Source organism: Modicisalibacter coralii, assembly GCF_004117855.1.
GTDB classification, from domain to species: domain Bacteria; phylum Pseudomonadota; class Gammaproteobacteria; order Pseudomonadales; family Halomonadaceae; genus Modicisalibacter; species Modicisalibacter coralii.
Window position 1 is genome coordinate 41,378 of record NZ_QWBW01000030.1, and the last position, 26,092, is coordinate 67,469.

Consider the following 26,092-nt stretch of genomic DNA (forward strand, 5'->3'; position numbering starts at 1 on the left):
TTATAACGTATCTTTCATGGCGCTTGAAGTGGCGCCTGGTACGGATCGCGTCCCTCGCGTCATTCCCTGAGGTGATTCGCCATTGGCCGTGGGAGCCCTGGAATGCCGACTGACGATGCAACACGCCTGCTGATGATGCCCGATGACGATTACATGAACGACGAGCAACTGGGTTTCTTCCGCCGCCGCCTGCTCGCCGAGAAAGCCGGTATCGAGAGTCACCTGCGGGAGGTTCGTGAGGTCATGGCCGGCCATGGTCGCGACAGCGACGAACTCGACCAGGCGGCCTTCGAGGAAGAACTGCGCCTGCAGTTGCGCCAGGCCGACCGCGAGACGCGCCTGCTGGCCAATATCGTCGCCGCCCTGAAGCGGATCGAGGCTGGCGACTACGGCTACTGCCAGGAAACCGGCGAGCCCATCGGCCTGCCACGGTTGCTGCTGCGCCCCACCGCGACGCTGTGCCTGGAGGCCAAGGCGCGCCAGGAGCAGCGGGAACATCACTATCGCAAGGCAAGAGGAGAAGGCTGATGGAATCGCGACGGAATGCCCTGCCGGTGACCGTGCTGTCCGGCTTCCTGGGGGCCGGCAAGACCACCTTGCTCAACCACATCCTGGCCAATCGCGAAGGTCGCCGCGTGGCGGTGATCGTCAACGACATGAGCGACATCAACATCGATGCGTCGCTGGTGCGCGGTCTGCCGGGCGAGGACCTCACGGCCGGCGGCGAGGTGGCGCTCAACCGTGCCGAGGAGCGCCTGGTCGAGATGAGCAATGGTTGCATCTGCTGCACCCTGCGCGAGGACCTGCTGGTCGAGGTCAACCGGCTCGCCGGCGAAGGGCGCTTCGACCATCTGGTGATCGAGTTAACGGGCATCTCCGAGCCGCTGCCCGTCGCCGAGACCTTCACCTTTACCGACGATGACGGCCGGAGTCTCTCCCAGGTGGCGCGGCTGGATACGCTGGTCACGGTGGTCGATGGCGCCAATTTCCTGACCCAGTATCACGACGCCCGGTCATTGGCCGAGGCGGGCGAGAGCCTGGGTGAGGACGACGAGCGCAACGTCGCCGACCTGCTGGTCGACCAGATCGAGTTCTGCGATGTGCTGCTGGTCAGCAAGACCGACCTGATCGACGCGCAACGGCTGGACGAACTGCTGGCGGTGCTGCGATCGCTCAACCCGGAGGCCGAGCTGATTCCCATGGCACATGGCCGGGTGGGGCTGGACAAGGTGCTGGATACCGGGCGGTTCAGCTTCGAACGCGCCCAGCAGGCACCGGGCTGGTTGAAGGAGCTGCGCGGCGAGCATGTGCCGGAGACCGAGGAGTACGGGATTTCCAGCTTCGCCTACCATGCGCGACGTCCGTTTCATCCCCGAAAATTCCACGACTTGCTGCATGGCGACTGGTTCGGCGGCAAGCTGCTGCGTTCCAAGGGCTTCTTCTGGCTGGCCACGCGTCCACAGTTCGCCGGGCAGTGGAGCCAGGCCGGCGGCATCGCCCACCACGGTTTCGCCGGCCTGTTCTGGAAGGCCGTGCCCGACACGCATTGGCCGGTCGATCCGGACTATCGGGCCGCCATCCTGGCCAAGTGGCAGGAACCCTTCGGCGACATGCGCCAGGAACTCGTCTTCATCGGCCAGGACCTGGACGAAGCGCGGATTCGCCAGGCCCTCGACGATTGCCTGCTGACCGACGACGAGCTGGCGGCCGGCAACGCCTACTGGCAGACCCTGGACGATCCCTTCCCCGCCTGGGGGTGAGCGGCGACTCGCCGCGTCGCCGGCAGCGATGCCGAGCCATGGCCCCTCCGACACCGATCAAGGAGATCCCTGAATCATGAGTCGAAGTCATCTGGTCGATGTGGCCGGGGGTGTGTCCGCCGTTGCGGGCGCCCTCGCCTGGGTCGGCATGGAACGAATCGCCCTGCCGTTGCGGGTGGCGGATGGCCCCGTCAACGGGCGCGCCTCGGTGGGCGTCAACCTGATCGACCCCGCGGCGCGTGGCATCCACATGTCGCGGCTCTACCTGGCACTGGCCGAGCTGGCCGACCAGGAACTGACGCTGTCGCGGGCGCAGTCGGTACTGGCGTCCTGCCTGGACAGCCATCAGGCGCTTTCCGACGCGGCCTTTCTCGAGCTCGCCGGCGACGCGCTGCTCGAGCGCCCGGCGCTGGTCAGCCCGCTCGCCGGCTGGAAGGCCTACCCGTTCGCCTTGCGTTGCCGGCAAGACGCGCAGGGCGTGCGATTCCTCCTCGACCTGACGGTGGGCTACTCGTCGACCTGCCCCTGCTCGGCCGCGCTGGCACGCCAGTCGATTCAGGAGGCCTTCGACGCGGACTTCACCGATACGCCGCTGACCCGGGACGCCGTCAGGGCCTGGCTGGGCAGCGAGGAGGGCATCGTGGCGACGCCGCACAGCCAGCGCAGCCAGGCCCACCTGTCGGTGCGTCTGGCCGACGGCATCGACGCGCTGCCCCTGCCGGCGCTCGTCGAGTGTGTCGAAGGAGCGCTGGGTACCGCCCTGCAGACGGCGGTGAAGCGCGTCGACGAGCAGGCCTTCGCCCTGGCCAATGGCCGTAACCTGATGTTCTGTGAAGACGCGGCACGCCGTGTGCATGGTGCCCTGGAAGGGCATGATGCCGTGCAGGGCTTCCAGGTGCGTATCGTGCACGCCGAGAGCCTGCACGCCCACGATGCGGTGGCACGCAGCGCGTGGAACTGGGGCCCCGACGAGGCGTGAAGGCGACGCCGCGTGAAGGCGACGCCGCGGCCGGCATGCACACGGCGGGGCATCATCGATAGCGTTCAGCGCTCGGAGGGGAATGCCGGGCGCGTCGGGTCGCTTGCCTCGACCAGGCGGCCAGGCCGAACACGGCGAACAGGGTCGACGCCAGGCTGACGATGGTCGGGCCGGTCGGCGTATCGAGCCAGAACGACACTTGCAGGCCGCCCACGGTCGAGGTGGCCCCGAGCAAGCCGGCCAGCATCACCATGGTCTCCGGTGTGCGGCTGAAGGGGCGTGCGGTGGCGGCTGGAATGATCAGCAGAGCGGCGATCAGCAGCACGCCCACGACCTTCAGAGCCACGGCGACCACCAGCGCCAGCGACAGGGTCAGTACCCACCGCTCGCGCTCCGGGTCGATCCCGTCGGCACGCGCCAGATCGGCGTCGAGGGTGGCGATGAGCAGACGTGACCAGCGCCAGCCCATCAACCCCAGGACGAGCGCGACCCCCGTCCAGATCACCGCGAGGTCGCTCTTGCCGACGCCGAGAATGTCGCCGAAGAGATAGGCCGTCAGATCGATGCGCACCCCGGACACGAAGGACACCGCCACCAGGCCGAAGGCGAGGGCCGAATGCGCCATCACCCCCAGCAGGGTGTCCATGGCATACCCCTTGCCGTTCAACAGCGAGACGAGCGCCGCCATGAGCAGGCAGGCGACCAGGACGCCGGCGAATATCGAGGTCGACAACAGCAGGGACAGCGCCACGCCAAGGATGGCGGCGTGCGCGGTGGCGTCGCCGAAGAAGGCCATGCGCCGCCATACCACGAAGCAGCCCAGGGGGGCCGCGGCCAGGGCCACCCCGAGTCCGGCCAGGGCGGCGCGTATCAGAAAATCGTCGAACATCACGAGGAAGACTCCGGTAGCGTCGAAGTGGTGTCGGCAAGGGGGCGTGGCTCGGGGCCGAACAGGGCCCGATAGGCGGGCGAGGCGGCGACGTGGGCCGGGGTGCCCTGGCAATGGATGGAACGGTTCAGGCACACGACCCGGTCGGAGGCCGCGAGGGCGGCCTGCAGCTCGTGACTGACCATCAGCAGACCGCAGTCGAGCGTCTGGCGTATCGGCTCGAGACGCCGATAGAAGTCGGCGATGCCGCGATGATCGAGGCCCTGTGTCGCCTCGTCGAGCAGCAGCAGATCCGGTGATTTCAGCAAGGCGCGCGCCAGCAGCACCCGCTGCAGCTGACCGCCCGACAGCTCACTCATCTGGGAGCGTTCCAGGCCCTCGGCGCCGGCCTGGGCCAGCGTCTCGCCGATCCGTGGCGAGGCGCGCTGTCCGGGGAGCTGCAGGAACCGGGACACTGTCATCGGCAAGGTCGCATCCAGCGACAGGCGCTGCGGGACATAGCCGATGCGCAGCCCGGGCGGCTTGTGAATGCGCCCCCGGGAGGGCGTCAGGGAACCCAGGATGCTCTTCAGCAAGGTCGATTTTCCCGAACCGTTGGGGCCGATGACGGCAACGATCTCGCCGCGCTCGAGAGTTAGGTCGATCGCTTCCAGAACGCGGTGACCGCCGAGACGGATGTCGCAGTGTTCGAGGGTCAATAGGGCCATGGGGACTTCCAGGGATGGGCCATGTGCAGAGGCCTTCAAGAGGCAAGCGGGTTGACATGAATAGCAATGTTATAACATAACAAAAACGGGATTCAATTCGCCATCAGGCTCTATTTCGGAGGACTTCGTGAGACGACGCGCTCGTTATTGTCTAATCCCGCTGATGCTGACACCGGCTTTCGCCGCTGCCGAGGTGCCCTCGGTCGCGGTGGATATCCCGCCGGTCTACTCGCTGGCCGATCGCGTGATGGGGGAGCTCGGCTCCCCGGAACTGCTGATCCAGCAAGGTGCATCGCCCCATCGCTATTCCATGCGGCCCTCGGAGGCATCCGCGCTCGAGCAGGCGGATCTCGTCTTCTGGATCGGCGAGGACCTGACCCCCTGGCTGGCCCGTTCGATGGACACGCTGGGCGCCGATGCCGAGGGGGTGGCGCTGCTGGACGAGCCCGGCACGCTACGGCTGGCGTATCGCGAGGGAGCGACCTTCGCGCCCCCTGGGCATGATGCTCACGACCACGACCACGACCACGACCACGACCACGACCACGGCAGCGGTGGTCACGACCATGCCCATACCGGCCTCAACCCCCATGCCTGGCTCGACCCGGTGAACGCCGAGGTCTGGCTCGACGCCATCGCCGCGGCACTCGCCGAGGCCGACCCCGAGCACGCGGCCACCTATCGCCGAAATGCGCGTCTCGGCAAGAGCGATCTCGAAACGCTGACCCGCGAGCTGGAAGATCGTCTCGCGGACGACCGCGATACCCGCTTCGTGGTGTTCCACGATGCCTATCAGTATTTCGAGAATCGCTTCGGACTCTCGGCGGTCGGCGCGATCGAGCTGGGTGACGCCTCGGATCCCAGCCCGGCGAGGCTCGATGCGTTACGCCGGCGGGTCAACGAACTGCACGTCGACTGCGTGTTCAGCGAGCCGCAATTCAATCCGGCCCTGGTGGAAAACGTCTTTGCGGGCACCGGGGTCAATACCTCCGTGGTGATCGATCCGCTGGGAACCGACCTGCCGCTCGGGGAGCGGCTCTACCCGCAACTGCTGGGCCAACTGGCGGATGGGGTGAGGCGCTGCGCGACGCGGGGTTGAGCCCCCTGGGGGCCGCATGACACGCCTGCCGACAAGGCGGCCCCGCCCGGGGCCGCCTTGTCGCGTGAGACGCACTCAGTCCTGGTAGTTGGTCTCGGAGTAGAGCACGCGGGTGCGCAGGGTATGCTCGACCTGCTTGAGCGCCTCGAGCGCCTTGGCGCCGTAGGCCTTGTCGACGTCGATCACCACGTAGCCGACCTTCTCGTTGGTCTGCAGGTACTGGCCGGCGATGTTGATGCCTTCCTCGGAGAGCACGCGGTTGATCTCCGACATCACCCCCGGCACGTTGTCGTGGATATGCAGCAGACGGTGCTTGTCCGGGTGCGCCGGCAGCGCCACCTCGGGGAAGTTGACCGAGGTGATGGTGGTGCCGTTGTCGGAGTAGGTGATCAGCTTCTCGGAGACCTCGACGCCGATGTTCTCCTGCGCCTCGAGGGTGGAGCCGCCGATGTGCGGGGTGAGGATCACGTTCTCCAGGCCGCGCAGCGGCGAGACGAACTCCTCGTCGTTGCTCTTGGGCTCGACCGGGAAGACGTCCACCGCCGCACCGAGCAGCTTGCCTTCCTTGAGCGAGGCGGCAAGATCCTCGATGACCACGGTGGACCCGCGCGAGGCGTTGATGAAGATACTGCCCTGCTTCATCAGCGCGAACTGGTTCTTGCCGATCATCCAGCGCGTCGACGGCACATCGGGGACGTGCAGGGTGACCACGTCGGCCCGGGCCAGCAGCTCTTCCAGGCTGCCGACCTGGCGGGCGTTGCCCATGCCCAGCTTGGTGACGACGTCGTAGTAGATGACATCCAGGCCCACCGACTCGGCGAGTACCGAGAGCTGGGCGCCGATGCTGCCGTAGCCGATGATGCCCAGCGTCTTGCCGCGCGCCTCGTGGGCATTCTTGGCCGACTTCAGCCAGCCACCCTGGTGGGCCCGGGCGCTCTTCTCGGGGATCCCGCGCAGCAGCATGATCGTCTCGGCCAGCACCAGCTCGGCGACCGAGCGGGTGTTGGAGTAGGGCGCGTTGAAGACCGGGATACCGCGACTCAGTGCGGCGTTGAGATCGACCTGGTTGGTGCCGATGCAGAAGCAACCCACCGCGGTGAGCTTCTCGGCGGCGGCGAACACGCGCTCGTTGAGCTGGGTGCGGGAACGAATGCCGATGAAGTGGACGTCACGGATCTTCTCGATCAGCGACTCCTCGTCGAGCGAGGTGGAGAGGCGCTCGATGTTGGTGTAACCGGCGTTCAGGAAGTTGTCCACCGCGGACTGGTGAATGCCCTCAAGCAGCAGGATCTTGATCTTGCTCTTGTCCAGGGACGTCTTGGCCATTGTCGATTCAACCCTTTCGTCGACTGACGACGCGCTCGGCGTCTGGAATGTGGATCTGTTGGCGGCGTTTCGAGCGGCGACGGCCCGTGGCAGACGCGGGGAGAGGTGAGGGCCGAGCCGGGCTGTGGGACAGCGCAACAGGGCGCACATCTTAGCACAGCGCCGTCACGGGACGATGAAAATGCCGCGGCTCGGCCATGAGTGAAATCGAAGCGTCGTTTTGTCAGGGCGGCGGGGAGATCGCCGTGCCGGGCAGACGCACCCCGGGGATGAGCGTGTATACTGTGCGCCCAGACCCCTGACACTGGCGGGCCGCGCTGCCGAAGGCGGCCCGTGTCGATGAGCGAGACGCGTCATGGCAGACAAGGAATCCGTAGCGCCGGGCGATGGCGCGCCGACAGGCGAGGACTTCGCGACCACGCTGGAACGCCTGGAACGGCTGGTCGGCCAGCTGGAGTCCGGCGAGCTGTCGCTCGAGGCCTCGCTGGCGGCCTTCGAGCAGGGCGTACGGCTGACCCGCGATGCCCAGCGTCGCCTCGACGCCGCCGAGCTCAAGGTGAGCGCACTGGTCGAACGTCCCGACGGCACCCTCGACGAGACGCCGTTCGCGATGCCCAACCCGCCGGCGGAGAGCGGTAATGATCGATGAAACCATGGAATGGCCCCTGCGTCTGAGTGCCGATCAGGCGCACATCAATGCGCAACTGGATGACCTGTTCGCCCGCCACGATGCCCCGGCCGAGCGTCTCGACGCGGCCATGCGCTACGCCGTGGTGGGCAACGGCAAGCGGCTGCGCGCCGTGCTGGTGTATGCCGCCGGCCGCGCCCTGGGCGGCGATGACGAGGATCTCGACCCGGCGGCGGTGGCGATCGAGCTGATCCATGCCTATTCGCTGGTCCACGACGACCTGCCGGCCATGGACGACGACGACCTGCGCCGCGGCCAGCCCACCGTGCACAAGGCCTTCGACGAGGCGACCGCGATCCTCGCCGGCGATGCCCTGCAGACCCTGGCCTTCGAGACCCTGGCCGAGGCGGCGCCGCCCCGACTGGCGGCGATGATCCGGATTCTCGCCCAGGCCGCCGGTCGCGACGGCATGGCCGGCGGGCAGGCGCTGGATCTGTACGCGGTCGGCGAGTCGCTCGACGTCGCGGCGCTGGCCGAGATCCATCGCTACAAGACCGGCGCGCTGATCCGCGCGGCGGTGCTGCTGGGCGGGCTGACCGCAGTGGCCGAGAGCGACCCGCGGCTGCTGGCGCTGGACCGCTACGCCACGGCGATCGGTCTGGCCTTCCAGATCCACGACGACGTGCTCGACGTCATCGGCGACACTCACACACTGGGCAAGGCCGCCGGCGCCGATGCCGCCCGCGACAAGCCCACCTATCCCGCCCTGCTGGGTCTCGACGGTGCCCAGGACCGGGCCCGGGCGCTGCTCGACGAGGCCCTCGAGGCGCTCGCCCCGCTGGGCGAAGCCGCCGCGCCGCTGGCCGGTCTGGCCCGCTACATGATCGAGCGCGAGTACTAAAGAGCCCTTATGAAGCTGTTCGACGAGATTCCTGCCGAGCGTCCGCTGACGCCGCTGCTCGATACCATCGATGTGCCGGCGGACCTGCGCGCCCTGAATGCCACGCAACTCGATCAACTGGCCGATGAACTGCGCGCCTACCTGCTCTACAGCGTGGGTTGCACCGGCGGCCACTTCGGCGCCGGCCTGGGCGTGGTCGAGCTGACCCTGGCGCTGCACCATGTCTTCGAGACGCCCCACGACCGGCTGGTGTGGGATGTCGGTCACCAGGCCTATCCGCACAAGATCCTCACCGGCCGTCGCGAGCGGATGCACACCATCCGTCAGCTGCACGGGCTGGCGGCGTTCCCCAAGCGCGACGAATCGGACTACGACACCTTCGGCGTCGGTCATTCCAGCACCTCGATCAGCGCCGCGCTGGGCATGGCGCTGGCCGCCCGCACCAAGGACGAGAAGCGCCGCGTGTGCGCGGTGATCGGCGACGGCGCGCTGTCGGCGGGCATGGCCTTCGAGGCGCTGGCGCACGCCGGGCACGTCGACGCCAACCTGCTGGTGGTGCTCAACGACAACGAGATGTCGATCTCCGAGAACGTCGGCGGCATGGCCAGCTATCTGGCCAAGGTCTTCGCCAGCAACACCTACCTCAACGTCCGCGAGGGCGGCAAGAAGGTGCTCTCGCGCCTGCCCGGCGCCCTGGAACTGGCGCGGCGCACCGAGGAGCACATGAAGGGCATGGTCAGCCCGGCGACGCTGTTCGAGGAGATGGGCTTCAACTACATCGGCCCCATCGACGGTCACGACCTCAGCGGCCTGGTGCACACGCTGCGCAACCTGCGCGATCTCGACGGTCCGCAGTTCCTGCACATCAAGACCCGCAAGGGCAAGGGCTTCCGCCCGGCGGAGGCCGACCCGATCGGCTATCACGCCATCACCAAGCTGGAGAAGGAGCCCGCGCCGCCGCCCCGGGTCGAGACCCAGGCGCCCGAGAGCCAGGGGGCCGAACTTCCGGCCGCCAAGCCGCGCAAGTACTGCAACGTGTTCGGCGACTGGCTGTGCGACATGGCCGCCGCCGATACCCGGCTGATCGGCATCACCCCGGCGATGCGCGAGGGCTCCGACCTGGTGCGCTTCTCGAAGGAGTACCCCGAGCGCTACTACGACGTGGCGATCGCCGAGCAGCACGCGGTGACGCTCGCCGCCGGCATGGCCTGCGAGGCCATGAAGCCGGTGGTGGCGATCTACTCGACCTTTCTGCAGCGCGGCTACGATCAGTTGATCCACGACGTCGCGGTACAGAACCTCGACGTCACCTTCGCCATCGACCGCGCCGGGCTGGTCGGCGAGGACGGCCCGACCCACCACGGGGCGCTGGATCTCTCCTACCTGCGCTGCGTGCCGGGGCTGGTGATCCTCACGCCGGCCGACGAGGCCGAGTGCCGGGCGATGCTCAGCGCCGCCTATCACCACCCGGGGCCGGCCGCGGTCCGCTACCCGCGCGGCAAGGGGCCCGGCACGCCGATCCCCGAGGATCTCGCGCCGCTGGCGATCGGTCGCGCCGAGCGGCGTCGCGACGGCGGCAGCGGCATCGCCCTGCTCGCCTTCGGCAGCCTCAACGGCCCCGCCGGGGAGGTCGCCGAGCGCCTCGACGCCACGCATCTCAACATGCGCACGGTCAAGCCGCTGGACCGCGACGCGGTGCTCGCCGCCGCCCGCGATCACGCCTTGCTGGTCACCCTCGAGGAGAGCGTGGTCGCCGGCGGTGCCGGCAGTGGCGTCAACGAGCTGCTGGCCGCTGCGGGCGTGTCGGTCGCGGTGCTCAACCTGGGCATCCCCGACCGTTTCATCGAGCACGGCAAGCCCGCCGAGCTGCTCGCCGATTGCGGGCTCGACGTCGATGGCATCGAGGCCGCGATCCGCCAGCGCCTGGCGGACTGACCCTACACGACTCCTGACGACGAGGACGGCATGCTTACAGCGATACTGATCGGCGCGGTACTCGGCTACTGGATCGGCGGGCTCGTCGGTCTGCTGGTCGGGGCGATCGCCGCGGGCTGGCTCGCCCGGCGTCTGGTCGGCGGCCTGGGCATCGCCCGGGTGGCGCAGTTGCAGAACCAGTTTCTCGACTCGACCTTCGCGGTGATGGGCTGTCTGTGCAAGGCGGATGGCCACGTCAGCGCCGACGAGGAGCGTGTCGCCGAACGCCTCTACGACCGCCTGCACCTGAGCGGCGCCCTGCGCGAGCAGGCGCGGGCCGCCTTCGAGCGCGGCAAGGCCGACGACTTCGACCTCGACGCCGAGCTGACCACGGTGCGTCGCCTGACCCGCGGCCAGCGGGCGCTGCTGCAGGTCTTCCTGCAGGTTCAGCTGTCGGCGATCGTCGCCGACGGTCGGATCGACCCGGCCGAGCACGAGATGCTGCTGCGCGTGGCACGCGGCCTGGGTTGCAGCGAGGCCGAGATCGCCCAGATCGAGGCGATGCTGCGTGGCGGTGCGGGGCAGCAGCCGGGCGGCGCGCCCTCGGAGCAGGCGCTCGAGGATGCCTATCGGGTGCTCGGCGTCGAGCGTGACGCCAGCGATGCCGAGATCAAGCGCGCCTATCGCCGGCTGATGAGCCAGAACCATCCGGACAAGCTGGCCGGCAAGGGCCTGCCCGAGAGCATGCGCGAGATGGCCGAAGCCCGCACCCGCGAGATCACCCACGCCTACGATCAGATCAAGCAGGCGCGCGGCAGCGCCTGATTCCGCCTCTTTCGATACGCCTCTTACCATTGATTTCGCCCGCCGGCGTGGTTCGTCGCGTGGGTGGGTGTATATGATAGCTTTAGACTATTTATCCGGGTTCCTTGATAGTTAGACTTTAGTTCAAATAACATTAGCATGTTAATAAAATGCCTCCTAAGAAATGACGCCAAGGAGGTATTGATCATGAAACGCCAACTCACCCTCATCGCTCTCGTCGCCGCCGCTGTCCTGCCGGTCGCGGCCCAGGCCAGTGTCGCTTCCCGCGAGGCCATGAACGTCAACCACGAGCCGCTGGCTCCGATGTCCGCCGAGCACGCTGCGTCCTCGCAGGCCGATGCCCTGGTCATCGACGTCAGTGGCGTCAGCGATGCCATGGCCCAGACCCAGCGCACCATCGCCCGGAATACCGCACACAAGACGAGCCTGCCGCAGCAGGCGCATCTGCCCAGTGAAGATCAGCCGCGGCTGGGCCACGGCAGCGACTGGTAAGCGGTATGTGACCCGCGCCTCGAATGACGATCGCGCGTCGTGTCCCGAGAGCTCCGGTATTCGCACCGGAGCTTTTTCGTGGGCGGCCCATGGCGGCGGAGTCTGACCGGGGCTGTCGACCGTTCGCCGCAATGGTTGACAAAGTCAACTATGTCGCCAATGATCGTCGACACGCCGGTCGACCCCGGGCCGCTTGCTGCGGCTCGCGCCTCCGTCACTCGTTTCGCAATTTCCCCAGGAGACGGCATGAAACGCTCCCCGCCCCGTTCCTTCACCGTGCTCGGCAAACGCTACGTCACTCCCAACATGCTGCGCATCACCCTGGGTGGTGACGGCTTGCGCACCTTTCCGCCCGACCAGGCCGGCGGCTACGTCAAGCTGCACTGCCCCGCCGCCGATGGGCAGACCGCGGTACGGACCTATACCGTTAGTGCCCAGCGCGACGACGCCCTCGACATCGACTTCGTGGTGCACGACCACGGTGGGCCGGCCTCGCGCTGGGCGCTCGACGCCGAGCCGGGCGATGTCATCGACGTCGGCGGCCCGGGGCCCAGAAAGCGCGTTGCCGCCGGTGCCGACTGGTACCTGCTGGTCGGCGACATGACCGCACTACCGGCGATCGCCGACAACCTCGCGGCCCTGCCCGCCGACGCCCGAGGCCAGGCGGTGATCGAAGTGACGACCGCCGATGACATCCAGTCGCTCGTCAAGCCGGCCGGGGTCGACATCGCGTGGGTGATCGAGCCCCATCCGGGCGCGAACAGCGACCGGCTGCTCGACGCGGTACGCGACCTGCCCTGGCTGCCCGGACGCCCGGCAGTGTGGGCGGCCTGCGAGTTCTCGGGCATGCGCAGGCTGCGTGCCTATTTCAGGAACGAATGCGGCCTGCAGCGCGGCGAGTTCTACATCTCCAGCTACTGGAAGGCGGGTGCCAGCGAGGACGGCCATCGTCTCGAGAAGCGGGCCGATGCCGAGCGCGATGCCTGAGCGGCATGCAGGCACGGAACCGGCCGTCGCGCTAGACTGATCCCCCGACGTCACCGCGAGGATAGCCGCATGCTCACCCTGCACTGCTTTGCCAACAGCCGCTCGCTGCGGGCGGCCTGGACGCTCGAGGAACTGGGCCTCGACTATCGCTGCCGGCACGTGGATCTGGCGGCGGGGGCCGGGCAGCGCGAGGACCATCTCGCCCTGCATCCCGATGGCAAGGTGCCAGTCCTGGTCGACGACGACCTGACCCTGTTCGAATCGCTGGCGATCTGCCGGTATCTCGCCGACCGTTACGGGGCGGGGCGCCTGCTGCCCGAGGACACGGCCGGCCGGGCACAGGTCGATCAATGGCTGAGCTTTACCATCAGCGAGCTGGAACAGCCGCTGTGGACGCTGGGCAAGCATCGCTTCGCCCTGCCCGAGGCGCGGCGGGTGCCGGCGATCCTGCCCACCGCCGAATGGGAGTTCCAGCGCGCACTCGGGGCGTTGGCACGGCGTTTCGACGGCTCGGACTGGCTGGTCCGGGGGGCCTTTTCGCTGGCCGACATCTTCGTCGGCCACACCTTGAGCTGGGCGCAGGCTTTCCAGCAGCCGCTGCCGGCGGCGCTCGATGCCTATCGCGAGCGCTGCATGGCGCGACCGGCCCTGGTCGCCGCCCGGGCGCGCGAGGCCGAACTCACCCCGGCCGAGTGAGGGTCAGGCGCGGTTGATGTCGGGGCGTGCCGCGGCGGTGTCGCGACTGTCGCCGGGTGCCAGGAACCCCCCCGACTGGCGCCGCCAGAGCCGGGCGTAGAGGCCATCGCGGGCGAGCAGCTCGTCGTGGCGCCCCTGCTCGACGATCGCCCCGCGGTCCATGACGATCAGTCGGTCCATGGCGGCGATGGTCGACAGCCGGTGGGCGATGGCGATCACCGTCTTGCCGGCCATCAGCGTCTCGAGGTTCTCCTGGATCGCCGCCTCGACGTCGGAATCCAGCGCCGACGTCGCCTCGTCGAGAATCAGGATCGGCGCGTCCTTGAGCATCACCCGGGCGATGGCGATACGCTGGCGCTGGCCGCCGGAGAGCTTGACCCCGCGCTCGCCGACGTGGGCGTCGAGCCCGCTGCGCCCCTGGCTGTCGCGCAGGCCGTCGAGGAAGGGCGTGACGTGGGCCTGGCGGGCCGCCTCGAGCACGCTCGCCTCGTCGGCGTCCGGGCGGCCGTAGAGCAGGTTGTCGCGCACCGAGCGGTGCAGCAGCGCGGTGTCCTGGGTGACCATGCCGATGGCCGCGCGCAGGCTTTCCTGGGTCACCCCGGCGATGTCCTGATCGTCGATCAGGATGCGGCCGCCCTCCAGGTCGTGAAAGCGCAGCAGCAGGTTGACCAGCGTCGACTTGCCGGCGCCCGAGGGCCCGATCAGGCCGATACGCTCGCCGGGGCGAATGTCGAGCGAGAGATCCTCGATCACTCCGCCACCCTTGCCGTAGTGAAAGCGCACATGCTCGAAGCGCAGCCCGCCGCGCACGACCTGCAGGGCCCGGGCGTCGGGGGCGTCCTCGAGGGCGTGGGGCAGGGCCAGCGTGGTGATGCCGTCCTGCACCGTGCCGACGCTCTCGAACAGTGCCGAGACCTCCCACATGATCCACTGCGACATCCCCCACAGCCGCAGTACCAGGCCGAGGGCGACCGCCACCGCGCCGACGCTCACCGCCGCCTCCCGCCACAGCACGATCGCCAGGGCCGCCACCGAGAACAGCAGCAGCGCATTGAGCACGTAGAGCGCGCCGTAGAACAGCGTCACCAGACGCATCTGGCGGTGCACCGTGCCCAGGAAGCCTCGCATGCCCTCGCGGGCGTAGCTCGCCTCGCGCCGGGCGTGGGAGAACAGCTTGACGGTCTGGATGTTGGTGTAGCTGTCGACGAGGCGCCCGGTCATCCGCGAACGGGCGTCGGCCTGATCCTCGGCGACGTGTCCCAGGCGTGGCACGAACACGCGCAGCAGCACCAGGTAGCCGACCAGCCAGGCCGCCAGCGGCAGGGCCAGGCGCCAGTCGGTGGTGGCGACCAGCAACAAGGTGCCGAGAAAGTAGACGATCACGTAGTTGAGCACGTCGAACAGCTTGATCACGCACTCGCGGACCGCTAGTGAACTCTGCATCAGCTTGGTGGCGATGCGCCCGGCGAACTCCTCCTGATAGAAGCCCAGCGACTGCTCGAGCAGGTAGCGGTGGCCCTGCCAGCGGATGCGCATCGGGTAGTTGCCCATCAGCGTCTGCTGGTTGAGCAGTGAATGGGCGAAGACCATCGCCGGCAGGACGACCAGGACGAGTAGCGCCATGCCCGCGAGCTTGGCGCCCTGATCGGCGAGAAACGTCGCCCGGTCCTGGGCCGAGAGCCAGTCGACGATGTTGCCGAGAAAGCGGAACAGCCATACCTCGCTGACCGCGATCAGCGCCATCAGCACCGCCGAGATCGCCAGGTAGGGCCAGGCGCCGCGGGTGTAGTGCAGGCAGAAGGCGACCAGGGTATCGGGCGGCCGCGCGGGCTTCTCGGCGGGAAAGGGATCGAGTCGGTTTTCGAACCAGCGGAACATGCGGCAACCTCGTCCTTGATGGGCTAGTGGTCGGTGGCCAGGCGGGCCGGTCAGACGCTCGTCGCGGTGTCCCGGCCGACGCTCTCGTAGGGCTCGGCACGACGCGCCGTGCGCAGTGCCCGGGCCCACCAGGCGAGGCGCTCGAGCAGCAGCGCCAGGCGGCGATCCTCGCGCAGTGGAGCGTAGAGGGCGCCACCGGGCCCGAAACGCTCCCAGGCGTGGGCGAAGCTTACCGTGTCACCCAGCGTCACCGCATGCAGCGAGGCGAAAACCAGGCGCAACTGCTCGACCGCCCGCAGCCCGCCGGAGGCGCCGCCATAGGCGACGAAGCCCACCGGCTTGGCCTGCCAGGCGTCGTGCACCGTGTCGAGCAGCGCCTTGAGCGCGGCCGTGTAGCCATGATTGTACTCCGGCGTGACGATCAGGAAGGCATCGGCCGCAGCCAGCCGTTCTTCGAGGTGCCCCCATGCCGCCCGCGGCAGGGGCTGGTCGCGAACCGACAGCGGCAGTTCGGCGGGGTCGATGACATCGACCTCGAAGCCGCCGTGGGCGGCCAGCTGGCGGCACGTCCAGCCGGCGACCCGGTCGCAGAAGCGTCGGTGACGGGCGCTGCCGAGAATCAGGGCGAGCTTGAGCGGTGCGGGCATGGCGAGGCTCCTTTGACGTGACGGGCGACGTCGAGCACTCTAGAACCTCGAGTAAACTTGAGGTCAAGGCCATGGGACGACGGCTCGATCCCCGCAAGCGCGAACTCTCGGTCGGCGAGGTCGCGGCGCGCTGCGGCGTCGCGGTATCGACGTTGCACTTCTACGAGAGCAAGGGGTTGATCGAATCCTGGCGCAACGCCGGCAACCAGCGGCGTTACACCCGTGACGTGCTGCGCCGGGTGGCGATCATCAAGATCGCCCAGCGCACCGGGGTGCCATTGGCCGAGATCGGCGCGGCCCTGGCGACCCTGCCGCCGGGACGCACGCCCACCGCCGATGACTGGCGCCGCCTGTCGGCCGACTGGCGCGAGTCGCTGCAGGCGCGGATCGATGCGCTGAGCAAGCTACGCGATCAACTCGACGGCTGTATCGGCTGCGGTTGTCTGTCGCTGGAGAGCTGCCCGCTGCGCAACCCCGAGGATGTGCTGGGCGCGACGGCGAGCGGGGCGCGGCGGCTCGAGACGTGAGCCGCCGGCGGGAGCCTTACGGGCGATAGCGGATGCCGTCGACGTGGCGGTCGATGCGGGTGCCGGCCCGGCCCTGGACGATGGCCTCGATGTCGGCCAGGGCGCCGATCGTCGCGGGCCGGCCGGTGTGTCTGGCGAAATCGCAGGCGGCCTGGATCTTGGGCGCCATGGAGCCCTCGGCGAATTCGTGGCCATCCAGCGCCTCGGGCGAGGCCTGGGCGATCGCCCGGCGCGACGGGCTCTGCCAGTCGACATAGGCGGCGTCGACATCGGTGGCGATGATCAACAGGTCGGCATCGAGCTGCTCGGCGAGCAGCGCCGAACAACGATCCTTGTCGATCACCGCTTCGATACCCTGCAACTGGCCTGCCGCGTCGTAGGCGGTGGGGATGCCCCCGCCCCCGGCGCAGATCACCACGCTGCCCTTTTCCAGCAGCCAGCGTATCGGCCGGATGGCGAAGATGCGCTGTGGCCGGGGGCTGGCCACGACGCGCCGATAGCGGTCGCCGTCGGCGGCGATGGACCAGTTCTTCTCGCGGGCCAGTCGCTCGGCCTCCTCGCGGGAGTAGACCGGGCCGATCGGCTTGGTGGGGTGATGGAAGGCGGGGTCGTCGGCGTCCACCTCGACCTGGGTGAGCAGGGTGGCCAGCGGGGTCTCGGCGGGCAGCAGGTTGCCCAGTTCCTGCTCGATGACGTAACCGATCATGCCCTCGGTCTCGGCGTCGAGCACGTCCAGGGGGTAGGGCTCGACGGCCTCGTAGGCGGCGCCCTGCAGTGCCAGCAGGCCGACCTGGGGGCCGTTGCCGTGGGCGACGACCAGCTCGTTGCCCGGGGCGATGCGGGCCAGTTGCCGGCAGGCGAGACGAATGTTGTCGCGCTGGGCCTCGGCCGTGAGCGGCTCCCCCCGGCGCAGCAGGGCATTGCCGCCCAGGGCGACGACGATACGCATGGCGTGTCTCCTGTCAGTCGATGGTCGACCGCCGCGACGCTGGCGCCGGGCGGTCCTTGTCCCGCAGCGATCGCCCGCGCTCAGCGCTCGCCGAGCGTCGCGACCAGCACCGCCTTGATGGTGTGCATGCGGTTTTCCGCCTGCTCGAAGGCGATGCAGGCGGGCGACTCGAACACCTCGTCGGTCACTTCCACGCCCTGGGCGAGTTCCGGGCGGCGCTCGGCGAGTCGGGCGCCGACCTTGGTCTCGGCGTTGTGCAGGGCGGGCAGGCAGTGCATGAAGCGCACGCGCGGGTTGTCGGCGGCCTCGAGCAGTGCGCGGTTGACCTGATAGGGCAGCAGTTCGTCGATGCGCTCGTCCCAGGTTTCCAACGGCTCGCCCATCGAGACCCAGACGTCGGTGTGGATGAAGTCGACGTGTTCGACGGCGGCGCGGGGATCCTCGGTCAGTGTCAGGCGCGCCCCGCTGGTCGCGGCGATCGCCCGGCAGGCCTCGAGGTGCTCGGCGGGCGGCCAGAGCGCCTTGGGCGCGGCGATGCGCACGTCCATGCCCAGCTTGGCGCCGATCAGCAGCAGCGAGCGCCCCATGTTGTTGCGGGCATCGCCGAGGTAGGCGTAGCGGATCTCGTGGAGTGGCTTGTCGCTGTGTTCGCGCATGGTCAGCACGTCGGCGAGCATCTGCGTGGGGTGGTAGTCGTCGGTCAGACCGTTGTAGACCGGCACCCCGGCGTAGCGCGCCAGCGTCTCGACGGTCGCCTGGGCGAAGCCGCGGTACTCGATGGCGTCGTACATCCGCCCCAGTACCCGGGCGGTGTCCTTCATGGTTTCCTTGTGACCGATCTGCGACGAGGTGGGGTCGATGTAGGTGACGTTGGCGCCCTGGTCGTAGGCGGCGACCTCGAAGGCGCAGCGCGTGCGGGTCGAGGTCTTCTCGAAGATCAGCGCGATGTTCTTGCCGACGAGATGGCGACGTTCGGTGCCGGCGTAGCGGGCGCGCTTGAGGTCCCGCGACAGGTCGAGCAGGAAATGCAGTTCCCGCTCGCTGTAGTCGATCAGGTTGAGCAGGCTGCGGTTGCGCAGGTTGAAGGCCATGACGGGTCCCTCCTCAGTAGTCGATGGGGTCGCGAACGATCGGGCAGGTCATGCAGTGGCCGCCGCCGCGGCCGCGCCCCAGTTCGCTGGCGTCGATGGTGATGACCTCCACGCCGGCCTTGCGCAACTGCGTGTTGGTGTAGGTGTTGCGGTCGTAGCCAATCACCACGCCGGGCTCCAGGGCGACGACATTGTTGCCGTCGTCCCATTGCTCCCGCTCGGCCTCGAAGCTGTCGCCGCCGGTCTTCACCACGCGCAGGGCGGGCAGGCCGAGGGCCTCGGCGACCACCTCGAGCAGGCCGCGCGTCTCGCGGCGCACGTCGATGCCGCCGGGCTTGCCGGCGTCGGGATACAGGCTGAAGGCGACGATGCCCTCGACCACTTCGGGGAAGATGGTCACCAGGTCGCGGTCGCAGAAGGTGAACACCGTGTCGAGGTGCATCGAGGCGCGCGAGCGCGGCAGGCCGGCGACGATGACCCGTTCCACGGCCTCGTGATCGAACAGCGTCCGGGCGAGCTGGCCGATGGCCTGGCGCGAGCTGCGCTCGCCCATGCCGATCAGCACCACGCCGTTGCCCAGCGGCATGACGTCACCGCCTTCCAGCGAGGCGGGGCCATGGTCGATGTCGGGGTCGCCGTACCAGATCGGGAATTCCTGCTCGGCGAAGAGCGGGTGGAAGCGGTAGATCGCCGCGGCGAGCAGGGTTTCCTGACGACGCGCCGGCCAGAACATCGGGTTCAGGGTCACGCCGCCGTTTATCCAGCAGGTGGTGTCGCGGGTGAACTGGGTGTTGGGCAGGGGCGGCAGGATGAAGCTCGAGTGCCCCAGGTAATCGCGGAACATGCCGAGAATCTCGCCGCCGTGGGTGCCCGCCATGTCGTCGGGCGTGACCCCGCCGATCAGGAACTCGGCCAGCCGCGGCGCCTCGAGTTCTTCCAGCCAGGCGCGCACCTCCTGCTGCAGGCCGAGGCCCACCCGGTCGACCGTCACCTTGCGGTCGAGCAGCCACTGGCGCGCCCGCGCGTCGGCGACGGTCTCGGCCAGCAGATCGTGCATTTCCAGCACTTCCACGTCGCGCTCGCGCATCTTGGTGACGAAGTCGAAGTGATCGCGCTTGGCCTGGCTGACCCAGATGACGTCGTCGAACAGCAGGTCGTCGCAGTTGGCCGGGGTCAAACGCCGGTGAGCGAGTCCCGGCGAGCAGACCATGACCCGGCGCAGCTTGCCGATCTCGGAGTACACGCCGGGGGAAAGCGCGGTAACTGACATGGCGAAGGTCCTCAGTGGCGGTGGAAAGGGGAAACGGGGCGCGTCACAGGCTCAGCAAACCGCTGTAGAGCCCGTAGATGGCCAGCAGGGCGCCGAGCAACACCAGCGCGACGATGCCCTTCTCGACGGTCGTGAAGACCGGCTGGCCCTGTTCGCGGCGGGCCTTGGCGAAGAACAGCGCCCCCGGTGCATAGAGCAGGGCCGAGAGCAGCACGTACTGGATGCCGCCGGCGTAGACCAGCCAGACGGCGTACAGCGTGGCGATCAGGGCGACGACGATGTCGCGGCGACGCTCGCCGGGCGCGTTCTGGTAGGTCTCGCCGCGCAGGCCCAGCAGCAGGGCGTAGGCGGCCGACCAGAAGTAGGGAACCAGGATCATCGACGTCGCCAGGTAGAGCAGGCTCAGGTAGGTCGATTCGTTGAACAGGGTCAGCACCAGGAACAGCTGGATCAGGCCATTGGACAGCCACAGCGCGTTGGCCGGCACCTGGCGGGCGTTCTCGCGCTTGAGGAAGGCCGGCATGGTGTCGTCGCGGGCCGCGGCATGCAGGATCTCGGCACACAATAGCGTCCAGGAGAGCAGCGCCCCGCTCAGCGAGACGATCAGGCCGATGCCGATCAACACCGCGCCCCAGTGACCCACCACGTGTTCCAGCACGCCGGCCATCGAGGGGTTGCCGAGCCCGGCCAGCTCGGGCTGGGACAGCACGCCCATCGACAGCACGTTGACCAGGACCAGCACCAGCAGGACGCCGACGAAGCCGATCACGGTGGCCCGGCCGACGTCGCGACGGCGTTCGGCGCGGGCCGAGTAGACGCTGGCGCCCTCGATGCCGATGAACACCCACACGGTGACCAGCATCATGTTGCGTACCTGGTTCATGACGCCGCCCAGATCGGGGGATTGCAGGCCCCAGAAATCCCGGGTGAAGACGTCCCAGCGGAAGGCGGTGGCGACCAGCACGATGAACAGCAGCAGCGGCACCAGCTTGGCGACGGTGGTGACCAGGTTGACGAAGGCGGCCTCGCGGATGCCGCGCAGCACCAGAAAGTGCACGCCCCAGAGTACCAGCGAGGCGGCGACGATCGCGGGCAGGTTGTTGCCCTCGCCGAAGATCGGGAAGAAGATCCCCAGGGTACTGAACAGCAGCACGAAATAGCTGACGTTGCCGATCCAGGCGCTGATCCAGTAGCCCCACGCCGAGGAGAAGCCCATGTAGGCGCCGAAGCCCGCCCTGGCGTAGGCATAGACGCCGGCGTCGAGTTCCGGCTTGCGGTTGGCCAGGCTCTGGAAGACGAAGGCCAGTGCCAGCATGCCCACCGCGGTGATGGCCCAGCCGATCAGGATGGCCCCGGCGCCGGCGCTGGCCGCCATGTTCTGGGGCAGTGAAAAGATTCCCCCGCCGATCATCGATCCCACGACCAGCGCGATCAGCGCGCCGAGCTTCAGTCGAGGTGGCGTCACGGCCATGACGGCTCTCCCTGCGTTGATGAATGTCAACGCCAGTCTAGAGCGAGCCGGGAGGGGGCGGGCTGATATGGATCAACCCGGATGGATTGAAGCGCCGGTCGGGGCCGTGGTCGTCAGGCGAGCACGGCGTTGTAGACCGCCAGGTAGTGGCAGACGCTGCCGCCCAGCACGAACAGGTGCCAGATGACGTGGTGGAAGGGGATGGCGCGGATCGCGTAGAACAGCACCCCCACGGTGTAGGTGATGCCGCCGGCGATCAGCAGGTCCAGGCTGGTCGCGGAGAGCGCGCGGCCCATTTCGCCCGAGGCGACCACGATCAGCCAGCCCATCAGCAGGTAGACGGCGACCCGCAGCACGCCGAAGCGCTGCGGCCAGATCAGCTTCAGGGCGATGCCGCCGAGGGCCAGCGTCCAGATCACCGCCAGCAGCGTCCAGCCCAGCGGCCCGCGCAGGTTGACCAGCAGGAAGGGCGTGTAGGTGCCGGCGATCAACGCATAGATGGCGCAGTGATCGAGGATCTTGAAGGCGCGCTTGAGGCGCGGATGGCGAAAGCCGTGATAGAGCGTCGAGGCGGTGTAGAGCAGCACCAGGGTGGCGCCGTAGAGACTGACGCCGACGATCTTCCAGGGGTCGACGTGGGCCGCCAGGCTGGCGAGCACGATCAGCACCACCATGCCGGCCAGGCTCAGCGCGGCGCCGATGCCGTGGCTGATGCTGTGCAGGGACTCCTCGAGAAGACTGTAGGTCGTGTCGTCAGTGGGCTCGGAACTCATCGTTGCGCCTCCCGCATGGCAAGCCGGGTGCGCGATCGCAGCGCGCTCAGGGCTTGCGTTCGATATCCACATCGCCGGCCGGGGTGAAGTCGTCGAGTGCCATCATGTGGCCCAGCTTGCCGGCCTTGGTCGACAGGTAGTGCTCGTTGTGGGGGTTTCGACCGGTGGTCAGCGGCACGCGTTCACTGATGGTCACGCCGTCCCGGGTCAGGGCGTCGACCTTGCGCGGATTGTTGGTCATCAGGCGCAGCGACGAGACGCCCAGATGCTCGAGCATCGGCACGCACAGGTCGTAGCGGCGCAGGTCGGCGCCGAAGCCCAGGTGCTCGTTGGCCTCCACCGTATCATAGCCCTGATCCTGCAGATGATAGGCGCGGATCTTGTTGAGCAGGCCGATGCCGCGCCCCTCCTGGCGCAGGTAGAGCAGCACGCCACGGCCTTCCGCGGCGATGCGCTTGAGCGCCTCCTGAAGCTGGTAGCCGCAGTCGCAGCGCATCGAGAACAGCGCGTCGCCGGTCAGGCATTCGGAGTGGACGCGCCCCAGCACGGGCTCGCCGATCGCCACGTCGCCGAGCGTCAGGGCGATGTGGTCCTTGCCGGTGGCCTCGTCCTCGAAGCCGTGCATGGTAAAGGTGGCCCAGGGGGTGGGGAGCCTGGAGGCGGCGATGAAGCGAATCGTCACGGTTACCCTCGACAACGAACCGGCGGGCACCAGCGCCCGGCCGATGAAGCGTCCATGGTAGCAGGATCGCCGATCGAGCTCACCCGTATCGCGTCTTGCCGGCAGGGCGCACACGGCGTTGCACGGCGCTCGCCAATCCCCCCGGCGCATCCGTTACAATGGGTCAAAACCGCGAACAGCGAGACTTTCATGGAACTCAAGAACGACCGCCTTCTGCGTGCCCTGGCCCGTGAGCCGGTGGACCGCACCCCGGTATGGATGATGCGTCAGGCCGGGCGCTATCTGCCCGAATATCGCCGGGTTCGCGGCGAGGCCGGCAGCTTCATGGACCTGTGCCGCGACACCGCCCGGGCCTGCGAGGTGACGCTGCAGCCGCTGGAGCGGTTCCCCCTGGATGCGGCGATCCTGTTCTCCGACATCCTGACCATTCCCGACGCCATGGGGCTGGGGCTGTATTTCGAGACCGGCGAGGGGCCCAAGTTCAGAAAGCCGGTGCGCAGCCAGGCCGACGTCGAAGCGCTGACCCTGCCCGACGCCGAGCGCGACCTGGACTACGTCATGAACGCGGTGCGTGCGATCCGCTGCGAACTCGATGGCCGGGTGCCGCTGATCGGCTTCTCGGGCAGCCCCTGGACGCTGGCCACCTACATGGTCGAGGGAGCGTCGAGCAAGGACTTCCGCCACGTCAAGGGCATGCTCTACGGCAACCCCGAGGCGATGCACCAGTTGCTCGACCTGCTGGCCCACGCCGTGACCGACTACCTCAACGCGCAGATCCGTGCCGGCGCCCAGGTGGTGCAGATCTTCGATACCTGGGGCGGGGCGCTGTCGACGCCGGCCTACCTGGAGTTCTCGCTGCGCTACATGGAGCAGATCGTCGCCGGGCTGCAGCGCGATGGCGACGGTCGGCGGGTGCCGGTGATCCTGTTCACCAAGAACGGCGGCCAGTGGCTCGAACATCTCGCCGCGACCGGGGCCGATGCCCTGGGGCTCGACTGGACCACCGAACTCAGCGATGCCCGCTCGCGGGTCGGCCACCGGGTCGCCCTGCAGGGCAACCTCGACCCCAGCGTGCTATTCGCGCGGCCGGCGGCGATCCGCGCCGAGGTGGCACGCATCCTCGACAGCTACGGCGCCGGCCCGGGGCATGTCTTCAACCTGGGCCACGGCATCAGCCAGCACACCGACCCGCAGCGCGTCAGCGACTTCCTCGAGGCGCTGCACGAGCTGAGCCCGGCCTACCATCCGCTGGGCTGAGGCGATGCCCGGCCATCGGGGGTGGGCCCTGGCGGCGCTGGGCGTCGCCGCGGGCATCGCCTGGGGCAGCCTGACCCCCGCCGACGAATTGCCCGCGCATCTGCCGTGGGACAAGTTCAACCACCTGGCGGCCTACGCCGCGCTCAGCGGTGCGCTGGGGCTGGCAGGCTGGCGTCTGGCGGTCGCCGTTGGGGTCGCCGTCGTCTACGGGATCGTCATCGAGCTGGCTCAGCTCGGCGTGCCCGGGCGGGCCGGCGGCGACCCGCTGGACATCCTCGCCAACACCCTGGGGGCGTTGCTGGCCGGCGGCCTGTTGCTGGCCTGGCGACGTCGGCGCACCGCTGCCTGACGGCGGCCGCCGTCGGCCCCGCACCGAAACGGCGCGTCGAGGCACGCGATCGCACGCTGATGGCGCTCGTGTCGCCGCCGCGGGGTGGCATCGCCGCGGCAAATCCCACGTTGCCATGAGATGAAAGCGACTCACGGGCCAGGTTGGAACGCTCCTTGCAAGCGTTGTTCGGGCCATGCGCCTGCATGCACCGACAATGACAACGACAGGGAGTTGAATCCGACATGCGAATCAAGAACAACAGCCTGATCCTGTTGCCCGCCGCCCTGCTGGCGGCGGCTGTGGCCTCCCAGTCACAGGCCGCGACGCTCGACGACGTCAAGAGCGAAGGCGAGTTTCGCTGCGGGGTGAGCACCGGCCTGCCCGGCTTCTCGGCCCCCGACCAGGACGGCCAGTGGCAGGGGCTCGACGTCGAGTTCTGCCGTGCCGTGGCGGCGGCGGTCTTCGCCGACCCCGAGGCGGTCTCCTTCACCCCGCTGACCGCCAAGGAACGCTTCACCGCGCTGCAGTCCGGCGAGATCGACGTGCTCTCGCGCAACACCACCTGGACCGCGACCCGCGACAACTCCCTGGGGCTCAATTTCGCCGGGGTCGACTTCTACGACGGGCAGGGCTTTTTGATCCGCAAGGATCTGGGCATCGACAGCGCCAGCGAACTCGACGGCGCCTCGATCTGCGTGCAGGCCGGCACCACCACCGAGCTCAACATGGCCGACTACTTCAAGTCCCATGACATGCAGTTCCAGCAGGTCGCCTTCGACACCTCCGACCAGACCGCCCAGGGCTTCGACAGCGGCCGCTGCGACGTGCTGACCTCCGACTCCTCGCAGCTCGCCGCGCTGCGCCTGCAGCTCGCCGATCCGTCCAGCGTCAAGATCCTGCCCGAGCGTATCTCCAAGGAGCCGCTGGGCCCGGTGGTCCGCCAGGGCGACGACCAATGGTTCGACATCGTCAAGTGGACGCTGTTCGCGATGCTCAACGCCGAGGAACTGGGCGTGACCCGCGACAACGTCGACGCGATGCGCGACAACCCGCCCAACCCCGACGTGGCACGTCTGCTGGGCAAGGACGGCACCTTCGGCGAGCAGTTGGGGCTGTCCAACGACTGGGCCTACAACATCGTCAAGCAGGTGGGCAACTACGGCGAGGTCTACGCCCGCAACGTGGGCATGGACTCGCCGCTCGAGGTCGAGCGGGGCATCAACGCGCTGTGGACCGACGGCGGCATCCAGTACGCACCGCCGGTTCGCTGAGCCGCTGGACGTAACGAGCCCCGCGCGCCTCACGAGGGCGCGCGGGTCAGGCTTATCCGCCCCAGTCGAGATCACTCATGCTGCGTCCCACCACGTCCATCCCGCGTCGCGGGCGGGGTCCGCTGTGGCGCGACCCCGCCATGCGCGCCCTGATCGTCCAGGGGTTGCTGTTCGCGTTCCTGGCGGTCTTCATCGGTTTTCTGGTCCACAACACCCTGGCCAATCTCGAGGCCCGCGGCATCCGCACCGGCTTCGACTTCCTCGGCGAGCGTGCCGGCTTTTCCATCCCCCAGACGCTGATCGACTACACCAGCGACGACACCTACGGCCGCACCTTCGTGATCGGCCTGCTCAACACCCTGCTGGTCTCGGTGCTGGGCATCGTCGCGGCGACGATCATCGGCTTCGCGGTGGGCATCGCCCGGCTCTCGCCCAACTGGCTGCTGGCGCGGCCCCTCGCCGCGCCAGAGCCTGTCGCTGTTCGACAGCATCTTCTTCAACGTGCGCGGCCTGGTGGTGCCGGCCCCCGAGGCGTTGCCGGGGTTCGCCGCCACGCCCTGGGCGCTGGCGGTCGCGGTGGTCCTCACCGTGGCGCTGACGATCTTCGCCCGTCGCCGCCAGGCGGCCACCGGCAAGGCGCTGCCGATGTATCGGATCGGTGCCGCCCTGGTCGTCGGTCTGCCGTTGATCGTGTTTCTGGCCAGTGGTTCGCCGCTGGCGTGGTCGATACCCGAGCTCAAGG

General features: G+C 68.4%; 27 protein-coding genes and 1 pseudogene. 16 read left to right on the forward strand and 12 right to left on the reverse strand.

The genetic code is table 11. The annotated features are described in order from the left end of the window. Positions 1 to 102 precede the first annotated feature (102 nt). The 3 genes from D0901_RS15885 (at position 103) to folE2 (ending at position 2,739) form a co-directional block, all read left to right on the forward strand. Positions 103 to 528, forward strand: a complete 426-nt coding sequence (locus tag D0901_RS15885) for a TraR/DksA family transcriptional regulator (protein WP_129141289.1) — start codon at positions 103 to 105, stop codon at positions 526 to 528. After that, positions 528 to 1,760: a zinc metallochaperone GTPase ZigA gene (gene zigA, locus D0901_RS15890; RefSeq protein WP_129141290.1), complete on the forward strand. Its 1,233-nt coding sequence runs from the start codon at positions 528 to 530 to the stop codon at positions 1,758 to 1,760. The genes D0901_RS15885 and zigA overlap by 1 nt, the downstream gene beginning before the upstream one ends. Before the next feature lie 76 nt (positions 1,761 to 1,836). Then, positions 1,837 to 2,739 carry a GTP cyclohydrolase FolE2 gene (gene folE2 / locus D0901_RS15895; protein ID WP_129141291.1) on the forward strand — a complete coding sequence of 301 codons (903 nt, stop codon included), beginning with the start codon at positions 1,837 to 1,839 and terminating at the stop codon, positions 2,737 to 2,739. 52 nt (positions 2,740 to 2,791) lie between these two features. Here folE2 and D0901_RS15900 read toward each other — a convergent pair whose 3' ends face one another. Together D0901_RS15900 and D0901_RS15905 are read right to left on the reverse strand one after the other, a co-directional pair. Then, a complete protein-coding gene (locus D0901_RS15900) occupies positions 2,792 to 3,628 on the reverse strand; it encodes an iron chelate uptake ABC transporter family permease subunit (protein ID WP_129141292.1) in 837 nt (278 codons plus the stop codon). Then, the gene (locus D0901_RS15905) at positions 3,628 to 4,335 is read right to left on the reverse strand and encodes a metal ABC transporter ATP-binding protein (protein ID WP_129141293.1); all 708 of its coding nucleotides are present in this window, start codon (positions 4,333 to 4,335) and stop codon (positions 3,628 to 3,630) included. The genes D0901_RS15900 and D0901_RS15905 overlap by 1 nt, the downstream gene beginning before the upstream one ends. A 127-nt stretch (positions 4,336 to 4,462) precedes the next feature. Here D0901_RS15905 and D0901_RS15910 point away from each other — a divergent pair, with 127 nt between their 5' ends. Then, entirely contained in the window at positions 4,463 to 5,434 is a 972-nt protein-coding gene (locus D0901_RS15910) for a zinc ABC transporter substrate-binding protein (protein ID WP_233440450.1), read from the forward strand. Between the two features lie 75 nt (positions 5,435 to 5,509). Here the strand turns inward: D0901_RS15910 and serA are convergent, their stop codons facing one another. Further along, positions 5,510 to 6,760 (reverse strand): phosphoglycerate dehydrogenase, encoded by a 1,251-nt coding sequence (serA, locus tag D0901_RS15915; protein ID WP_129141294.1) that lies wholly within the window; start codon positions 6,758 to 6,760, stop codon positions 5,510 to 5,512. A gap of 355 nt (positions 6,761 to 7,115) precedes the next feature. Here serA and xseB point away from each other — a divergent pair, with 355 nt between their 5' ends. From xseB to D0901_RS15950, 7 genes are all read left to right on the forward strand, one after another. Beyond that, entirely contained in the window at positions 7,116 to 7,409 is a 294-nt protein-coding gene (gene xseB / locus D0901_RS15920; RefSeq protein WP_129141295.1) for an exodeoxyribonuclease VII small subunit, read from the forward strand. Then, positions 7,399 to 8,289: a farnesyl diphosphate synthase gene (locus D0901_RS15925; RefSeq protein WP_129141296.1), complete on the forward strand. Its 891-nt coding sequence runs from the start codon at positions 7,399 to 7,401 to the stop codon at positions 8,287 to 8,289. Before xseB ends, D0901_RS15925 begins: the two co-directional genes overlap by 11 nt. A gap of 9 nt (positions 8,290 to 8,298) precedes the next feature. Then, on the forward strand, positions 8,299 to 10,224 hold the full coding sequence (gene dxs / locus D0901_RS15930; RefSeq protein WP_129141297.1) for a 1-deoxy-D-xylulose-5-phosphate synthase: 1,926 nt from the start codon (positions 8,299 to 8,301) through the stop codon (positions 10,222 to 10,224). Between the two features lie 30 nt (positions 10,225 to 10,254). Then, the gene (djlA, locus tag D0901_RS15935) at positions 10,255 to 11,028 is read left to right on the forward strand and encodes a co-chaperone DjlA (protein ID WP_129141298.1); all 774 of its coding nucleotides are present in this window, start codon (positions 10,255 to 10,257) and stop codon (positions 11,026 to 11,028) included. A gap of 186 nt (positions 11,029 to 11,214) precedes the next feature. Beyond that, a complete protein-coding gene (locus D0901_RS15940) occupies positions 11,215 to 11,520 on the forward strand; it encodes a hypothetical protein (protein WP_129141299.1) in 306 nt (101 codons plus the stop codon). A gap of 246 nt (positions 11,521 to 11,766) precedes the next feature. Next, positions 11,767 to 12,507 carry a siderophore-interacting protein gene (locus D0901_RS15945; RefSeq protein WP_129141300.1) on the forward strand — a complete coding sequence of 247 codons (741 nt, stop codon included), beginning with the start codon at positions 11,767 to 11,769 and terminating at the stop codon, positions 12,505 to 12,507. A gap of 69 nt (positions 12,508 to 12,576) precedes the next feature. Next, positions 12,577 to 13,203: a glutathione S-transferase family protein gene (locus tag D0901_RS15950; protein ID WP_129141301.1), complete on the forward strand. Its 627-nt coding sequence runs from the start codon at positions 12,577 to 12,579 to the stop codon at positions 13,201 to 13,203. Between the two features lie 3 nt (positions 13,204 to 13,206). Here the strand turns inward: D0901_RS15950 and D0901_RS15955 are convergent, their stop codons facing one another. After that, a complete protein-coding gene (locus D0901_RS15955) occupies positions 13,207 to 15,081 on the reverse strand; it encodes an ABC transporter ATP-binding protein (RefSeq protein ID WP_129141302.1) in 1,875 nt (624 codons plus the stop codon). A 50-nt stretch (positions 15,082 to 15,131) separates the two neighbouring features. Beyond that, positions 15,132 to 15,728 (reverse strand): NADPH-dependent FMN reductase, encoded by a 597-nt coding sequence (locus tag D0901_RS15960; RefSeq protein WP_129141303.1) that lies wholly within the window; start codon positions 15,726 to 15,728, stop codon positions 15,132 to 15,134. A 71-nt stretch (positions 15,729 to 15,799) separates the two neighbouring features. On the opposite strand from D0901_RS15960, the gene soxR reads away from it, so the two are divergent. Beyond that, complete coding sequence (gene soxR, locus D0901_RS15965) at positions 15,800 to 16,255, forward strand: redox-sensitive transcriptional activator SoxR (protein ID WP_129141304.1); 456 nt, start codon at positions 15,800 to 15,802, stop codon at positions 16,253 to 16,255. A 16-nt stretch (positions 16,256 to 16,271) separates the two neighbouring features. Here soxR and arcC read toward each other — a convergent pair whose 3' ends face one another. The 6 genes from arcC to ribA all read right to left on the reverse strand — a co-directional run bounded on the left by arcC (position 16,272) and on the right by ribA (position 22,491). Then, positions 16,272 to 17,204, reverse strand: coding sequence for a carbamate kinase (gene arcC, locus D0901_RS15970; protein ID WP_129141305.1), 933 nt, complete (start codon positions 17,202 to 17,204; stop codon positions 16,272 to 16,274). A gap of 80 nt (positions 17,205 to 17,284) precedes the next feature. Beyond that, a complete protein-coding gene (locus tag D0901_RS15975; protein ID WP_129141306.1) occupies positions 17,285 to 18,295 on the reverse strand; it encodes an ornithine carbamoyltransferase in 1,011 nt (336 codons plus the stop codon). Between the two features lie 13 nt (positions 18,296 to 18,308). Continuing rightward, a complete protein-coding gene (arcA, locus tag D0901_RS15980; protein ID WP_129141307.1) occupies positions 18,309 to 19,565 on the reverse strand; it encodes an arginine deiminase in 1,257 nt (418 codons plus the stop codon). A gap of 43 nt (positions 19,566 to 19,608) precedes the next feature. Next, entirely contained in the window at positions 19,609 to 21,036 is a 1,428-nt protein-coding gene (gene arcD, locus D0901_RS15985; protein ID WP_129141308.1) for an arginine-ornithine antiporter, read from the reverse strand. Between the two features lie 113 nt (positions 21,037 to 21,149). Further along, positions 21,150 to 21,809 (reverse strand): PAQR family membrane homeostasis protein TrhA, encoded by a 660-nt coding sequence (gene trhA, locus D0901_RS15990; RefSeq protein ID WP_129141309.1) that lies wholly within the window; start codon positions 21,807 to 21,809, stop codon positions 21,150 to 21,152. Positions 21,810 to 21,855: 46 nt separating this feature from the next. Next, entirely contained in the window at positions 21,856 to 22,491 is a 636-nt protein-coding gene (gene ribA / locus D0901_RS15995; RefSeq protein WP_129141310.1) for a GTP cyclohydrolase II, read from the reverse strand. Positions 22,492 to 22,680: 189 nt separating this feature from the next. Here ribA and hemE point away from each other — a divergent pair, with 189 nt between their 5' ends. The 3 genes from hemE (at position 22,681) to D0901_RS16010 (ending at position 25,350) form a co-directional block, all read left to right on the forward strand. After that, positions 22,681 to 23,748, forward strand: a complete 1,068-nt coding sequence (gene hemE, locus D0901_RS16000) for a uroporphyrinogen decarboxylase (RefSeq protein WP_129141311.1) — start codon at positions 22,681 to 22,683, stop codon at positions 23,746 to 23,748. A 4-nt stretch (positions 23,749 to 23,752) separates the two neighbouring features. Next, positions 23,753 to 24,097, forward strand: a complete 345-nt coding sequence (locus D0901_RS16005; RefSeq protein WP_129141312.1) for a VanZ family protein — start codon at positions 23,753 to 23,755, stop codon at positions 24,095 to 24,097. Positions 24,098 to 24,321: 224 nt separating this feature from the next. Then, entirely contained in the window at positions 24,322 to 25,350 is a 1,029-nt protein-coding gene (locus D0901_RS16010) for an amino acid ABC transporter substrate-binding protein (protein ID WP_129141313.1), read from the forward strand. Positions 25,351 to 25,421: 71 nt separating this feature from the next. Here D0901_RS16010 and D0901_RS21300 read toward each other — a convergent pair whose 3' ends face one another. Next, positions 25,422 to 25,850 (reverse strand): hypothetical protein, encoded by a 429-nt coding sequence (locus D0901_RS21300; RefSeq protein WP_233440451.1) that lies wholly within the window; start codon positions 25,848 to 25,850, stop codon positions 25,422 to 25,424. 1 nt (position 25,851) lies between these two features. On the opposite strand from D0901_RS21300, the pseudogene D0901_RS21305 reads away from it, so the two are divergent. Next, positions 25,852 to 26,092 (forward strand): annotated as a pseudogene (locus D0901_RS21305) (amino acid ABC transporter permease); the annotation flags it as partial.

Bases quoted from the DNA above. Each gene is read 5' to 3' on its own strand.
- D0901_RS15885 (WP_129141289.1), top strand. From the start codon at position 103: ATGCCGACTGACGATGCAACACGCCTGCTGATGATGCCCGATGACGAT.
- zigA (WP_129141290.1), top strand. From the start codon at position 528: ATGGAATCGCGACGGAATGCCCTGCCGGTGACCGTGCTGTCCGGCTTC.
- folE2 (WP_129141291.1), top strand. From the start codon at position 1,837: ATGAGTCGAAGTCATCTGGTCGATGTGGCCGGGGGTGTGTCCGCCGTT.
- D0901_RS15900 (WP_129141292.1), bottom strand. From the start codon at position 3,628: ATGTTCGACGATTTTCTGATACGCGCCGCCCTGGCCGGACTCGGGGTG.
- D0901_RS15905 (WP_129141293.1), bottom strand. From the start codon at position 4,335: ATGGCCCTATTGACCCTCGAACACTGCGACATCCGTCTCGGCGGTCAC.
- serA (WP_129141294.1), bottom strand. From the start codon at position 6,760: ATGGCCAAGACGTCCCTGGACAAGAGCAAGATCAAGATCCTGCTGCTT.
- xseB (WP_129141295.1), top strand. From the start codon at position 7,116: ATGGCAGACAAGGAATCCGTAGCGCCGGGCGATGGCGCGCCGACAGGC.
- D0901_RS15925 (WP_129141296.1), top strand. From the start codon at position 7,399: ATGATCGATGAAACCATGGAATGGCCCCTGCGTCTGAGTGCCGATCAG.
- dxs (WP_129141297.1), top strand. From the start codon at position 8,299: ATGAAGCTGTTCGACGAGATTCCTGCCGAGCGTCCGCTGACGCCGCTG.
- djlA (WP_129141298.1), top strand. From the start codon at position 10,255: ATGCTTACAGCGATACTGATCGGCGCGGTACTCGGCTACTGGATCGGC.
- D0901_RS15940 (WP_129141299.1), top strand. From the start codon at position 11,215: ATGAAACGCCAACTCACCCTCATCGCTCTCGTCGCCGCCGCTGTCCTG.
- D0901_RS15945 (WP_129141300.1), top strand. From the start codon at position 11,767: ATGAAACGCTCCCCGCCCCGTTCCTTCACCGTGCTCGGCAAACGCTAC.
- D0901_RS15950 (WP_129141301.1), top strand. From the start codon at position 12,577: ATGCTCACCCTGCACTGCTTTGCCAACAGCCGCTCGCTGCGGGCGGCC.
- D0901_RS15955 (WP_129141302.1), bottom strand. From the start codon at position 15,081: ATGTTCCGCTGGTTCGAAAACCGACTCGATCCCTTTCCCGCCGAGAAG.
- D0901_RS15960 (WP_129141303.1), bottom strand. From the start codon at position 15,728: ATGCCCGCACCGCTCAAGCTCGCCCTGATTCTCGGCAGCGCCCGTCAC.
- soxR (WP_129141304.1), top strand. From the start codon at position 15,800: ATGGGACGACGGCTCGATCCCCGCAAGCGCGAACTCTCGGTCGGCGAG.
- arcC (WP_129141305.1), bottom strand. From the start codon at position 17,204: ATGCGTATCGTCGTCGCCCTGGGCGGCAATGCCCTGCTGCGCCGGGGG.
- D0901_RS15975 (WP_129141306.1), bottom strand. From the start codon at position 18,295: ATGGCCTTCAACCTGCGCAACCGCAGCCTGCTCAACCTGATCGACTAC.
- arcA (WP_129141307.1), bottom strand. From the start codon at position 19,565: ATGTCAGTTACCGCGCTTTCCCCCGGCGTGTACTCCGAGATCGGCAAG.
- arcD (WP_129141308.1), bottom strand. From the start codon at position 21,036: ATGGCCGTGACGCCACCTCGACTGAAGCTCGGCGCGCTGATCGCGCTG.
- trhA (WP_129141309.1), bottom strand. From the start codon at position 21,809: ATGAGTTCCGAGCCCACTGACGACACGACCTACAGTCTTCTCGAGGAG.
- hemE (WP_129141311.1), top strand. From the start codon at position 22,681: ATGGAACTCAAGAACGACCGCCTTCTGCGTGCCCTGGCCCGTGAGCCG.
- D0901_RS16005 (WP_129141312.1), top strand. From the start codon at position 23,753: ATGCCCGGCCATCGGGGGTGGGCCCTGGCGGCGCTGGGCGTCGCCGCG.
- D0901_RS16010 (WP_129141313.1), top strand. From the start codon at position 24,322: ATGCGAATCAAGAACAACAGCCTGATCCTGTTGCCCGCCGCCCTGCTG.